14 protein-coding genes and 1 riboswitch are annotated in these 12,940 nt (G+C 68.7%); of the genes, 5 read left to right on the forward strand and 9 right to left on the reverse strand.

Features of this window, described 5'->3' with window-relative positions:
• Positions 1–45 precede the first annotated feature (45 nt).
• From truA to AAEX60_RS09450, 3 genes are all read left to right on the forward strand, one after another.
• On the forward strand, positions 46–855 hold the full coding sequence (gene truA, locus AAEX60_RS09440; protein WP_342103161.1) for a tRNA pseudouridine(38-40) synthase TruA: 810 nt from the start codon (positions 46–48) through the stop codon (positions 853–855).
• Entirely contained in the window at positions 852–1,448 is a 597-nt protein-coding gene (locus AAEX60_RS09445; RefSeq protein WP_342102955.1) for a class I SAM-dependent methyltransferase, read from the forward strand. The genes truA and AAEX60_RS09445 overlap by 4 nt, the downstream gene beginning before the upstream one ends.
• Positions 1,449–1,493: 45 nt before the next feature.
• Positions 1,494–1,575: riboswitch (adenosylcobalamin-variant (AdoCbl-variant) riboswitch) on the forward strand.
• An 87-nt stretch (positions 1,576–1,662) separates the two neighbouring features.
• Positions 1,663–2,325: a hypothetical protein gene (locus tag AAEX60_RS09450; RefSeq protein WP_342102957.1), complete on the forward strand. Its 663-nt coding sequence runs from the start codon at positions 1,663–1,665 to the stop codon at positions 2,323–2,325.
• A 94-nt stretch (positions 2,326–2,419) separates the two neighbouring features.
• On the opposite strand, the gene AAEX60_RS09455 is transcribed toward AAEX60_RS09450, so the two are convergent.
• On the reverse strand, positions 2,420–4,024 hold the full coding sequence (locus AAEX60_RS09455) for a hypothetical protein (RefSeq protein ID WP_342102959.1): 1,605 nt from the start codon (positions 4,022–4,024) through the stop codon (positions 2,420–2,422).
• On the reverse strand, positions 3,994–4,788 hold the full coding sequence (locus tag AAEX60_RS09460; protein WP_342102960.1) for an ABC transporter ATP-binding protein: 795 nt from the start codon (positions 4,786–4,788) through the stop codon (positions 3,994–3,996). The genes AAEX60_RS09455 and AAEX60_RS09460 overlap by 31 nt, the downstream gene beginning before the upstream one ends.
• A 209-nt stretch (positions 4,789–4,997) precedes the next feature.
• On the opposite strand from AAEX60_RS09460, the gene AAEX60_RS09465 reads away from it, so the two are divergent.
• The gene (locus tag AAEX60_RS09465; RefSeq protein ID WP_342102962.1) at positions 4,998–5,600 is read left to right on the forward strand and encodes a superoxide dismutase; all 603 of its coding nucleotides are present in this window, start codon (positions 4,998–5,000) and stop codon (positions 5,598–5,600) included.
• Between the two features lie 419 nt (positions 5,601–6,019).
• A complete protein-coding gene (locus AAEX60_RS09470; RefSeq protein ID WP_342102963.1) occupies positions 6,020–7,222 on the forward strand; it encodes a transglycosylase family protein in 1,203 nt (400 codons plus the stop codon).
• A gap of 320 nt (positions 7,223–7,542) precedes the next feature.
• Here AAEX60_RS09470 and AAEX60_RS09475 read toward each other — a convergent pair whose 3' ends face one another.
• The 7 genes from AAEX60_RS09475 to rpsM all read right to left on the reverse strand — a co-directional run bounded on the left by AAEX60_RS09475 (position 7,543) and on the right by rpsM (position 12,923).
• A complete protein-coding gene (locus AAEX60_RS09475) occupies positions 7,543–8,154 on the reverse strand; it encodes a hypothetical protein (protein ID WP_342102965.1) in 612 nt (203 codons plus the stop codon).
• On the reverse strand, positions 8,151–9,251 hold the full coding sequence (locus AAEX60_RS09480; RefSeq protein ID WP_342102968.1) for a glycosyltransferase: 1,101 nt from the start codon (positions 9,249–9,251) through the stop codon (positions 8,151–8,153). The genes AAEX60_RS09475 and AAEX60_RS09480 overlap by 4 nt, the downstream gene beginning before the upstream one ends.
• Positions 9,252–9,436: 185 nt before the next feature.
• On the reverse strand, positions 9,437–10,141 hold the full coding sequence (gene rplQ, locus AAEX60_RS09485; protein ID WP_446721301.1) for a 50S ribosomal protein L17, sunset domain variant: 705 nt from the start codon (positions 10,139–10,141) through the stop codon (positions 9,437–9,439).
• A gap of 34 nt (positions 10,142–10,175) precedes the next feature.
• A complete protein-coding gene (locus AAEX60_RS09490) occupies positions 10,176–11,201 on the reverse strand; it encodes a DNA-directed RNA polymerase subunit alpha (RefSeq protein ID WP_342102969.1) in 1,026 nt (341 codons plus the stop codon).
• 252 nt (positions 11,202–11,453) lie between these two features.
• The gene (rpsD, locus tag AAEX60_RS09495; protein WP_342102970.1) at positions 11,454–12,059 is read right to left on the reverse strand and encodes a 30S ribosomal protein S4; all 606 of its coding nucleotides are present in this window, start codon (positions 12,057–12,059) and stop codon (positions 11,454–11,456) included.
• A gap of 31 nt (positions 12,060–12,090) precedes the next feature.
• A complete protein-coding gene (gene rpsK, locus AAEX60_RS09500; RefSeq protein ID WP_342102972.1) occupies positions 12,091–12,501 on the reverse strand; it encodes a 30S ribosomal protein S11 in 411 nt (136 codons plus the stop codon).
• A gap of 47 nt (positions 12,502–12,548) precedes the next feature.
• A complete protein-coding gene (gene rpsM / locus AAEX60_RS09505; protein ID WP_342102974.1) occupies positions 12,549–12,923 on the reverse strand; it encodes a 30S ribosomal protein S13 in 375 nt (124 codons plus the stop codon).
• Between the last annotated feature and the right edge of the window lie 17 nt (positions 12,924–12,940).

Consider the following 12,940-nt stretch of genomic DNA (forward strand, 5'->3'; position numbering starts at 1 on the left):
GCCGAGCCTGTCGAGGCCCCGTCGACCCCCCTCACCCGTTGGCGGTTGGACATCGCCTATGACGGCGCCCGCTTCTCTGGCTGGGCCAGCCAACCGGACCTGCGCACCGTGCAGGGCGAACTGGAACGCTGGATCACCCAGGTGCTGCGGTTGCGCGAGCCGGTGCAGCTCACCGTCGCCGGCCGCACCGACGCCGGGGTGCACGCCCGCGGCCAGGTGGCCCACGTGGACCTGCCGTCGACGGTGGACACCTCGCGGCTGCAGCGACGGCTGGACCGGGTGCTGGACGAGGACCTGCAGGTGCTGCGGGTGAGCCCCGCCCCGCCCGGCTTCGACGCCCGCTTCTCGGCCATCTGGCGTCGCTATGTCTACCGGGTCTGGGACGAGGTCTCGCGGCCAGATCCGCTGCTGCGCGGGCACATCGCGCAGATCCGCGGCGTCGTCGACGTGGACGCCACCAATGAGGCCGCCCGGATGCTGCTGGGTCTGCATGACTTCGCGCCCTTCTGCAAGCCGCGCGACGGGGCCACCACCATCCGCACCCTGACCGGCCTGCACGCCGCGCGGACCCCCGACGGAGTGCTGGAATACACCGTCACCGCCGACGCCTTCTGCCACTCCATGGTCCGTTCGCTGATGGGGGCCATGACCACGGTCGGCACCGGGCGACGGGACCAGGCCTGGCTGGCCGAGGTGATGGCCTCGCCCAAGCGGCACAGCGGGGTGCTGGTGATGCCGGCCAAGGGCCTGTGCCTGGAGGAGGTCGGCTACCCCGACGACGACCAGCTGGCAGTTCGCGCCGAACTCTCCCGCGCCGTGCGCACCCTGCCCGAGACCCCCCTGGAGGCCCCGTGAGCCACTACTTCACCACCCCGGACGGCCCGGAGAAGCGCCGCCAGATCCACGCCACCATCTGGGGGCAGGAGCTCACCCTGACGACGGCCAACGGCGTCTTCTCGGGCACCCGACTGGATCCGGCCACCAAGATCATGTTGGACGAGGTGGCGCCGCCGCACGACGGTGCCCGGCTTCTTGATCTTGGCTGTGGCTATGGCCCGATCGCCGTCGCCCTGGCCGCCGCCTGCCCGGGCAGTGTGGTGGACGCCGTCGACGTGAACGAGCGTGCCCTGGCGCTGACCAGGCTCAATGCCGACGTGATCGGCGCTGGCGGCCGGGTGCAGGCCCTCCTGCCCGAGCAGGCCGACCCGGCCACCCGCTATGACGAGATCTGGAGCAATCCGCCGATCCGGATCGGCAAGCCCGCCTTGCACGAGCTGCTGTTGACCTGGCTCCCCCGACTGGCACCGACCGGGCGCGCGGTACTGGTGGTGGGCAAGAACCTGGGCGCGGACTCGCTGGCCCGCTGGCTGACCGAGCAAGGCTATGCCTGTGAGCGACTGGCCTCCCACAAGGGCTTCCGGGTGCTGGAGGTGCGCCCGGGCGGCTGACCCGGAGGCACCGCGGCGACGCCGCAGAGCCCCGTGCAGTAGTCTTCGGCGCATTGCCGCCGCTGGGGGAATCCGGTGCAAGCCCGGAACTGACCCGCAACCGTACAGTCGGAGTACCCGGCGTCGGCAGACTCATCACCACCCGTCGTGGTCTGCGGGCGAGTCGCGGGTGGGGGCATCCGCGGCCGCCTTCCGGCCGCCGAAAGGAACCACTGTGCTCACCGCCACCGCTCGCCAGCTCGTCGCCACCGGCGCCGCCGCGGCCACCCTGTCCCTGGCACCACTGGCCGCCGTCGCCGCTCCCCTGCCGTCCGACGCCGCCCACGCCCCGGCCCGCGTCCTGCCCGCCAACCAGACCACCGACTGCCTGGACCAGGGCAAGGTGTGGCTGGTGGTGCAGAGCTCCAAGGGTGAGCTGATGGTCAACAAGTGCGTGGAGAAGGCGGCCAGCGGCACCGAGCTGCTCACCAGCGCCGGGGTGAAGATCACCAAGGATCCCAAGACCCAGATGATCTGCGCGATGGACGGGGAGCCGGCCGCCTGCCCGGCCAAGTTCGACGGCAACTACTGGCAGTACTACACCGCCACCAAGGGCGGGAAGTGGACCTTCAGCCAGGTGGGCGCGGACCAGTCCAAGCCGAAGGCCGGCACCCTCGAGGGCTGGTGCTATGGCAAGCAGTGCACCCCGACGATGCCTGCGCTGGACGGCGCCGCCGGGACGGCCAGCACCAGCGCTGCACCGTCGTCCCCCGCCAGCACCGCGCCCGCGCAGGAGGCTGGCAAGAAGGACACCCCGTGGGCCACCATCGGCGTGGTGGCACTGCTGCTCTGCGCCGGGGCCGCCGCCTTCCTGGCCAGCCGTCGCAAGAAGGCCTGAGCCGCCCGCAGACCCATCCACCCGTCGCGGCGTCGCCCTGCCGATCGTGCCACACGGCCGGGGCGACGTTGGGCAGGCTGGGCACCCGGGGTGATCACTCCTTGCTGTAGGTGACCTGTTTGAGCACCTCGGGCCAGCTGCGCTCCAGCACCCGGCCGCCCCAGACCACCGAGCCGGCCAGCAGGGCCAGTCCGTAGACCGGTGCTGCGCCCAGCAGCAACCAGCCCAGCCAGGGCCGCGACGCGGTCAGGAAGAGCGGGATGATGAAGGGCAGGGCCAGCAGGCCGGTGGCGAGCATGCTGACCAGACTGAGCAGGATGCCCGCCGCGCCGCCGCCCTCCCCACGGGAGAAGGCGTTCTGCCCGGGCGGCGGCTGCGGCACCTGCCAGAAGGCACCGGTGACGGTGCCGACGGCGGCTCCCACCAGCAGTGATCCGAGCGTGCCACCCACCAGTTCCGGCGCCAGTGCCCATCCGTCGGAGACCGCCATCAGCACGACGTCGATCAGCAGGGCGATGGGCAGCAGGATCCATCCGGCGGCCAGCAGCCGGCCCAGTCGGTCGGCCCGGCCACTGACCCCGGCGGAGATGTGCATCCACAGCGCGCTCCCGTCGTAACTGATCTCCTGCGCCACGGCCAGGGATCCCAACAGCAGCATGGAGAAGATCGCCGGGAACAGGATCCCGCGCCCGCTGATCATCGAATCCTCCCCGGAGCCCCCGAGCAGGCTGGGGGCCAGCATCAGCAGCGGCATCAGCAGCACCGAGACGGCCAACACCAGGTGCCGGGGGTCACGACGCCAGTAGCGCAGCGAGCGGCCCGCGATCGCTCCGGCTGGCCCCGAGGGCACCAGCCGGTCCACAACGGAGTGCGCCTTGGCCCGCCCACCGGCACCACCGGCTTCCAGCGGCGAGGTTAGCGCCCGGGACAGGGAACGTTCCCAGAGCAGCCACAGTGCCGCGACCAGCGCGACGGCCAGCGCAGTGTGGGCCGCCAGCAGGCCCCATCGGCCGGTGGCCGCATCCCAGGGAAGCGCCCAGGCCCAGCCGAAGGGCGTCCAGGAGGCCACCGAGGCCAGGCGCGCCGCCCGCTGTTCGAGCTGCTCCACATTGCCCAGCCAGCGAATCACCAACTGGACGCCGACTCCGCTGCCCATCGCCAGCAGGCCCAGCAGCAGCGCGGCACCGTCCCGGTAGCGGCGGGTGCTGAGCGCCGACGAAAAGCTGGCAGCCGCGGTGCGGGCCAACAGGATGCAGGTGGTGCAGCCGAGGATCGCCGCAACCAACGCGCACATTGCCGTCAAGGCGCCGGTGCTCCAACTGGCCACCTGGACCAGGGCCAGCAGCGCCGTGAAGACGCCCCCGATCCCCACCAGGCCGGAGACCAGCAGCCCCGGCATCAGCTGCCGGGCACTCACCGGGAAGAGCGCGAACCGGCCCGGGTCCAGGGTCTGGTCGCTGCCGGAGACCAGCAGGGTGCCCAGCGGCCAGCCCAGGGTCAGCGCTGCGAAGCCGACGGTGGTGGCGCCGCCGTGCAACTGGTCGGAGGCGAGGCGCAGCCCCATCAGGGCGACCGACAGCCAGCCGAGGGCCCCCAGGGCGTAGAGGCCGATCACCACCAGGCCGATGATCTTGGCGGTCTGACCCTGCAGTGAGCGTCGCAGCAGCGTCAGTTTGAGTCGGACGAGTGTCCCAACCATGCCAACCCCTCCCCCGCGTCGCTCGTCCCGCCCACCAGCTCGATGAAGCGCTCCTGCAGTCGCCGCCCCTGGGTCACCTCGGCCGTCGGGCCGATCGCCAGCACCCGCCCGTTGGCAACCACCGCGACCGCATCGCACAGGCTCTCCACCAGCTCCATCACATGGCTGGACAGCACGACGGTGCCGCCACCGGCCACGAAGTCGTGCAGGATCTGCCGGATCGCCTGGCCGGAGACGGGATCCACCGCCTCGAAGGGCTCGTCCAGCACCAGCAGTCGCGGATTGTGCACCAGGGCACAGGCCAGCCCGATCTTCTTGGTCATGCCGGCGGAATAGTCGCAGACCAAGGTATTGGCGTCCTGCGTCAGCCCCAGGGCGCGCAGCAGTGCCTGGGCCCGACTCTCGATCTGGTCGGGTGCAACGCCGCGCAGCCCGGCAGCGAAGCGCAGCAACTCCAGGCCGCTCAACCGATCAAACACCCGCAGGCCATCGGGCAACACGCCCATCATCGCCTTTGCCGCGACGGGATCGCTCCACACGTCGTGGCCCCAGACCTCCACCTGGCCGGCGTCGGGACGGAGCAGACCGGTGGCCATGCTCAGGCTGGTGGTCTTGCCCGCCCCGTTCGGCCCGACCAGGCCAAAGAGGCAGCCCGCGGGCACGGCCAGCGAGAGGTTGTCGACCGCCACCTTCGGCCCGAATCGCTTGGACAGACTGCGCATCACCAGAACGGGAGCGCCGTAGTCGGAACGTGGTTGACTCATCCATCCAGTACATCGCCCCATGGGGCCAGACCCAATGGCCATACCGACGCAGAGCCGCCCGAAGCCATGGTGCGCTACCGGGGATCGCGCTCGCGGCGAACAGTCTGGCCCACCGGGAACAAAGTGCCTAGGATCGTTGTTGTCCCTAGGAAAGCCCCTTCACCAAGGGCTCCGGGCCCCGGTCCGGCGAAGACGGAAAGAGGATTTACATGGCTGTCTACACCCTGCCCGATCTTGACTACGACTACAGCGCCCTGGCGCCGCACATCGCTCCCGAGATCATGGAGCTGCACCACTCCAAGCACCACGCAACCTACGTGGCCGGCGCCAACACCGCGCTGGAGAAGATGGAGGAGGCCCGTTCCAAGGGTGATTTCGCCACCATCGGCAAGCTGGAGAAGGATCTGGCTTTCAACCTGGGTGGCCACATCAACCACTCCGTCTTCTGGAAGAACATGTCCCCCGAGGGCGGCGGCCGCCCCGAGGGTGAGCTGGCCAGCGCGCTGGACGAGTTCTTCGGTTCCTTCGACGGCTTCCAGGCCCAGTTCAGCGAGAATGCCAAGGCCATCCAGGGCTCCGGCTGGTCCGTCCTGGCCTGGGACTCGCTGGGCAAGCGGCTCAACACCCTGCAGCTGTGGGATCAGCAGGGCAACATCCCGCTGAACCAGGTGCCGCTGCTGCAGCTGGACATGTGGGAGCACGCCTTCTACCTGCAGTACAAGAACGTCAAGGCCGACTACGTCACTGCGTGGTGGAATGTGGTCAACTGGGCCGACGTCGCCGAGCGCTTCACCAAGGCGCAGCAGGCCTGACCCAGGCGCTGACCGGACCACCGGTCGCCCAGAGAGCCCCGCTCCATGGAGCGGGGGCTCTCGTCGTCCATCTCGGCCTCCGCCCCACCGCGCAGCCGCTGACCAGCCCGTCGACTTCCGGGCGGCCCGGATGACCCCGCGACGACCCAACCCATGACTGTGCAGCAGCAACTGTCAGGGGCAGCCGCTGGAGCTGCTGCCCGAAGACCCAACGGCTGCGCAGTCAGATCGGGGGCCGGGGAACGACGCCAGCACCCGCTCCGGGAACGACGGGTGCACCCGCTCCCCTTGGCTGCGGACACGCGCATTACCACCAACCTCCGGACTTCCTGAGATTTTCCGGCGTTGATTATGAGGAATCTCAGGCTTCCGGGAGAATTGGGGCAGGTACCCGTGACCGGGCCCCAGCGAGGAGCAGCGTGAACAAGAAGACCATCGGGATCATCTCGGCCACCACCACCGCCGCCGTTGCGGCCGTCGCCGGCGTCGTCGGCTGGCAGGTGATGGACAAGGAGGTCCTGGTGAATGTCGACGGGACCACCATGGCGGTGCACACCTTCGGCAAGACGGTCAACGACGCGCTCGCGGCCAGCGAGGTCACCCTCACCGAACACGACACCGTCGTGCCCTCCCCCGGCAGCCCGATCACCGACGGCAGCCAGGTCACCGTCAACTACGGCCGCCCCCTGACCCTAACCCTCGACGGCAAGCGGACCACCGTGTGGACCACCGCCACCACCGTCGACGCCGCGCTGACCCAGCTGGGCGTCACCGAATCCGGAACCCGCCTCTCGGTGAGCCGTTCCACCGCGCTCAAGCGCGAGGGCCTGTCGGTAGTGGCCACCACCCCGAAGAGCATCAAGCTCTCCGAGGACGGCAAGGTCCCCGTCGGCATGGAGACCACCGCGGCCACCGTCGCGGACCTGCTCAAGGAGCGTCAGATCACCCTGGGCAAGGGGCAGAGCGTGGTCCCTGCCACCACCACCCAGCTCACCGACGACATGGAGGTGGTGGTCAGCAAGGTCGGCACCAAGCTGAAGACCACCACCGAGGTGGTCAAGTTCAAGACGGTGAAGACCCCGTCGGCCGATCTGCCCAAGGGCACCACCAAGGTGGTGACCAAGGGCAAGGACGGCAAGGCCACCAAGACCTGGCAGGTCACCGTCGAGGACGGCAAGGAGACCTCCAGCAAGCTGCTGACCACCAAGGTCACCCAGCAGCCGGTGGACCAGCAGGAGAGCGTCGGCACCAAGGAGGCCGCAAAGCCGGCCGCTTCCGCCAACCCCAGCGCGTCGGCCCAGCCCAGCGCCGCACCGTCATCGTCCAAGCCGAGTGCGACGCAGAGCACCAAGCCGGCCGGCTCGTCCGAGGGCCTGGACACCTCCCGCTCGGCGATGTGGGATCGGATTGCCCAGTGCGAGTCCAGCGGCAACTGGTCCATCAACAGCGGCAATGGCTATTACGGCGGCCTGCAGTTCGACCGGCAGACCTGGGAGGCCAACGGTGGCACCAAGTACGCCCCGACGGCGAACCTGGCCACCCGGGAACAGCAGATCACCATCGCCAACAAGCTCTACGCCCAGCGCGGTCTGCAGCCATGGGGCTGTGCCCACGCCGCCTGAGGTCCCCGAGCTGACCCCAGGGGTCACGGACAACCACCCAACTACTCGTCAGGTTTGCGCCACAAACTGCATTCTGAATGGGACCCAGTGCTCCTCTGACACCGGGCCCGAATCAGGATGTGGTTTGTAGCACAGACCGGCAGCGTCAGGACGTGCCGGGCAAGATCTGGCGTTACCAGCAGGCGACAAGAGAGCCGGTGCGCTTGCCCCGGACCCAGTCAGTTGGCTCCGACACTGTCGACGCAACCATCCACGAAGTCAACGGCCGAGGACAGTACCAACCGCTGCAGGGGTGTGGGGGCAGCATGCTCCCAATGTGTTCACAGGTCCTCGTCGAAGCCCCGGTACAGCCACTTGGGGACCGGTGCACCGGCCAGCTGGCGCCAGGCCTGCACGCTGACCACCGGCGCAAGGCTCAGCGAGACCACGGAGCGGGTCCAACGGTTCATCGGGCGCACCTGGGTCACCGGGACGAAGCTGACCTGACCGGCCCGGTGCTGGGCCCGGGAGCAGCAGACGTCCAGCGTGCGGCCGTCGTGGGTGACCCGCAGCCAGGTGTGCCCGGCATTCCACCAGGGGTTTCGCCCCAGGTGGTGCACCCGGGCGGCGTGCACCACCTCCACCCGGAATCCAAGCCGCCGCAGCACGTGCTTCAACGCCCCGTTGTACTGGGCCGACCAGCCGTGCCCGTGTCGCAGGGCCGTCGCGGACCCTTCCCACAGGTGCCACAGGGAGATGTGGTCAAAGGCCTCGTGGACCCGACGGGTGGCCTCGTCCACCAGATCCCAGCCGCTCAGTCCGCTGGCGCGGCACTCGGCCACCAGCTCGTCGATGCTGGTCCCCCGCGAGCCGGGGGCGGGCCCGGGCGCGGTGGCGACGGCGGGCGCGGCCAAGGCGAGCACGGCGGCCAGAGGGAGCAGGGTCTTGTTCATCGGGGGCCTCCGAGGCTGTCGTGCAGTTCCAGCATGGTGGTCACGCTGCTCTGCCAGGTGTACTGCTCCGCGCGACGGCGGGCGGCCGCGCGCAGATCGGGGGAAAGCCGGCCAACCAGCCGTTCGATCGCGTCCGCGATCCCGACGGCATCCGGCGGGCCGTATTCACCGCTGGTGGCGTCCACCAGCTCATGCGCGCCGCCCCGGTTCGACGTCACGACGGGGGTGCCGCAGGCCAGCGCCTCCAGCACGGCCAGACCGAAGGTCTCCGAGGGGCAGACGGACAGGGAGATGTCGCTGGCCGCGAAGCGCCGCGCCACCTCGTCGCGGCCCTTGACGAAGCCGTGGAAGACCACCGGGGCGTCCCCGGCCTGGGCCCGCATCTTCTCCAGGTCTGGGCCGACGCCGTACATGTTGAGCTGGATCGGCAGCCCGCGGCGGTGCAGCTCCACGGCGGCAGCCACGCCCAGCTCGGGATTCTTCTCGTGCGACATCCGCCCGACATAGCAGAGCTTCACCAGGCCGTCGTCGACGGGTGTGCCCTTGCTGGGGTGGAAGGTCTCAAGGTCCACGCCCAGCGGCACCTTCCACAGGTTGGCCCCCAGGTCGGCGAACTCCTCCCGGGCGTAGTCGGAGGTGACCACCACGGCGTCGAACTCCTTCACCAGCCGGCGGTTCAGCGCGCCGACGGCGGTCTCAACGCCGAACTGGGCCCGCACCCACCCGGCCAGCATGTCGTCCAGCCGCTCGTGGCTGAACAGCACCGAGCCCACCCCCCGTCGCTTCGCCCACCGGGCCGCCGGGGACAGGGTCCACTTGTCGCTGACCTCGATCGAGGTCGGGTTGAACCGTTCCAGCACCTTCAGGGCGCGCCACGGGGCGGCGATCATCCGGTAGTCCCGGGTGATCCGCGGCGCCCGCACCTGCACCACCAGCCCGTTCTCGGTCTCGGTGGTGGTGTCGTGTTCGCCGGGGATCACCAGGATCCGCTCATGCCCGGCCTCGACGTAGCCCTTGCCCAGCTGGTCGATCGCGACGCGCATGCCCCCGGAGACCGGACCGACGAAATTGGCCAACTGGGCGATGCGCAAAGTCATGTCCCCGAGCCTAGCGGTGCCCGTTCCACCGTGCCCGGACGGGTCGGCCAGCCCCCGCCCAAAAGGATCAGCCGGTGGCGCGGGGCCTCCGGCCCCCGCAGTGGGGCGCAAAATGCCCAAGGGCGCCCCACCGTGATGGTGGGGCGCCCTTGGGTCGCTCAGTCAGCCAGTGGCTGGGCCGAGGCTCAGGCCTTGGCCTCGTCGGCAGCCTCAGCCTTGACGGCATTGGTGAAGCCGGCGGCCTCGGCGGCCTCGGCGGAGTTGAACCAGACCTCGGCGATGGTGCTCTCGTACCACTGCGACTCAGGGGTGTGGAAGAGCATCGAGTCCTTGTTGCCCTTGATGTCGAAGCCCTCGGGGGCGGTCTCGCCGACGAAGGAACCCTCGCCGAACTCGCTCGCCCCGGTGGTCTCGGCAGCAGCCTCGTCAGCCTTGACCTCGACGGCCTCGGCGTCGGCCAGCGGAGCAGCCTTGGCGATGTCGGCCTTGACGTCCTCGGCCTTGTCGGCCTTCTTCGACGGCTTCTTCACGACGGCCTCGGTCACGAGCTCGATCACGGCCATCGGGGCGTTGTCACCCTTGCGGTTGCCGATCTTGGTGATCCGGGTGTAGCCACCGTCGCGCTCGGCCATGGCCGGGGCGATCTCGGTGAACAGGGTGTGCACGACGCCCTGGTCGGTGATGGTCTTCAGCACCTGGCGACGGTTGTGCAGGTCGCCGCGCTTGGCCTTGCTGATCAGCTTCTCCGCCAGGGGACGAACGCGCTTGGCCTTCGTCTCGGTGGTGGTGATCCGGCCGTGCTCGAACAGCTGGCTGGCCAGGTTGGCCAGGATGATCCGCTCGTGGGTGGGGCTGCCGCCGAGGCGGGGACCCTTGGTAGGTGTAGGCATGTCAGTTCTCCAGGTTATTGGTCAGCGGAGCGGGTCAGTACTGCTCGGTTTCGGCGAAGTCCTCGTCGTCGCCCTCGACGTCGTCCTCGTAACGATCCGCAGCCTGCAGCGGGTCGAAGCCGGGGGCGGAGTCCTTCAGCGACAGGCCCATCTCGTGCAGCTTCAGCTTCACCTCGTCGATGGACTTGGAGCCGAAGTTGCGGATGTCGAGGAGGTCCTGCTCGCTGCGCGAGACCAGCTCACCCACGGTGTGGATGCCCTCGCGCTTGAGGCAGTTGTAGGAGCGAACCGTCAGGTTCAGGTCCTCAACCGGCAGGGCCAGGTCCTGCGCCAGCTGCTCGTCGACGGGCGACGGGCCGATCTCGACGCCCTCGGCGTCCAGGTTCAGCTCGCGGGCCAGGCCGAACAGCTCCACCAGGGTGCGCCCGGCCGAGGCCACGGCGTCGCGGGGACGGATGGCGGGCTTGGTCTCGACGTCGACGATCAGCTTGTCGAAGTCGGTGCGCTGCTCGACTCGGGTGGCCTCCACCTTGTAGGTGACCTTCAGCACGGGGCTGTAGATGGAGTCAACCGGGATCCGGCCGATCTCGGCGTCCGGGTTGTTGTTGAGCGCGCTGGAGACGTAGCCACGGCCACGCTCCACGACGAGCTCCATCTCGAGCTTGCCATTGTCGTTCAGCGTCGCGATGTGCAGATCCGGGTTATGGATCTCCACGCCGGCCGGCGGCTGGATGTCCGCGGCGGTCACCTCACCGGCGCCCTGCTTGCGCAGGTACATGGTGACGGGCTCGTCCTCCTCGGAGGAGAGCACCAGGCCCTTGAGGTTGAGGATCAGCTCGGTGACGTCCTCGACGACCCCTTCGAGGGTCGAGAACTCGTGCTGGTTGCCCTCGATCTTGATGCTGGTCACGGCCGCGCCCGGGATGGACGACAGCAGGGTGCGACGCAGCGAGTTGCCCAGGGTGTAGCCGAAGCCGGGCTCCAGGGGCTCGATGATGAAGCGCGAGCGGTATTCGCCGATCACTTCTTCCGACAGGGTCGGACGCTGTGCGATGAGCATGTACTTTCCTTCGTTCCAGGTCCCCCGCTATATGAGGACCATGTGGTGCGCCACCCAGGGTGAGATGGCGCGGAAAGGATTTTTCGCGCTCGATGCGCGAAAAATCCAGAGTCTGCAGAGAAGAAGGTGAGGTTTCCGTCAGGTTGCTCCGGGCGGCGGCGAGGCCGTGGATGGGCCTGGCCCCCTCCGAGCTTGCGAGGAGGGTGGTTGGCCGAGCGTCGCCCGGACAACCTGACGGAAACCGAGGAGACCTTACTTCGAGTAGAGCTCGACGATCATCTGCTCCTGCACGTCCACCGTGATCTGCTCGCGGGTGGGCAGCTGGTGGATCAGGATGCGCATCTTGTTGGGACGCACGTCCATCCAGGCGGGAACCTCGCGCTCGCCGTGGGTCTCACGGGCCACCACCAGCGGGTGCAGGTCCATGGACTTGGGGCGGACGTCGATGATGTCGTACTGGCTGACGCGGAAGCTGGGGATGTTCACCTTCTGGCCATTGACCAGGAAGTGACCGTGCACCACGAGCTGGCGGGCCTGACGACGGGTCGAGGCGAAGCCGGCGCGGTAGATGACGTTGTCCAGACGGCTCTCGAGGATCTGCAGCAGCATGTCGCCGGTCTTGCCGGGAACCCGGTCAGCCTCGGCGTAGTAGCGACGGAACTGCTTCTCCAGCACGCCGTAGGCGTAGCGAGCCTTCTGCTTCTCCTTGAGCTGCAGCGAGTACTCGGAGTCCTTGGTACGGCCGCGGCCGTGCACGCCCGGCGGGTAGGGGCGCTTCTCGAAAGCCTTGTCGTTGCCGACCAGGTCGGTCCCGTAGCGACGGGACTTCTTGGTCATGGGGCCGGTGTAACGGGCCATTGTTGATCAGTCCTTTTCTGTGTTCTCGGGATCAGACGCGACGGCGCTTGGGCGGACGGCAGCCGTTGTGGGGCACGGGGGTGACGTCGGAGATGGCCCCGACCTCAAGCCCGATGGCTCCCAGCGAACGGATGGCGGTCTCACGGCCGGAGCCGGGGCCCTTGACGAAGACGTCCACGCGCTTCATGCCGTGGTCCATCGCGCGACGACCAGCGGCCTCGGCGGCCATCTGGGCGGCGAAGGGGGTCGACTTGCGCGAGCCCTTGAAGCCGACGGTGCCGGCGGAGGCCCACGAGATCACAGCACCGGTGGGATCGGTGATGGCGATGATCGTGTTGTTGAACGTGCTCTTGATGTGGGCCTGTCCGGCAACCACATTCTTCTTTTCCTTGCGGCGCACCTTGGTCTTGGCGGCGGCGCCCTTACGGCCTGCAGTAGCCATGGGTCAGTTTTCTCCTGGAGTCTGTCGTGTCTGCACCAACCGGAAGGTCAGCGCGCCTTCTTCTTGCCGGCGACGGCCTTCTTCTTGCCCTTGCGGGTACGAGCGTTGGTGCGGGTGCGCTGTCCGCGGACCGGCAGGCCGGAACGGTGACGACGACCCTGGTAGGTGCCGATCTCGATCTTGCGACGGATGTCGGCAGCAACCTCACGGCGGAGGTCACCTTCGGTCTCGTAGTTGGCCTCGATGTGGTCACGCAGGGCAACCAGCTGCTCGTCGGTGAGGGCGTGGACACGGACGTCACCGGAGATTCCGGTGGCTTCCAGGGTTTCCTTGGCGCGGGTCTTGCCGATGCCAAAGATGTAGGTCAGGGCGACCTCGAGGCGCTTTTCGCGCGGGAGGTCGACACCAATGAGGCGTGCCATCAGGCGGTTACCTTTCA

Origin of the sequence: Luteococcus sp. H101 (genome assembly GCF_038433155.1) — a bacterium.
Lineage (GTDB): Bacteria > Actinomycetota > Actinomycetes > Propionibacteriales > Propionibacteriaceae > Luteococcus.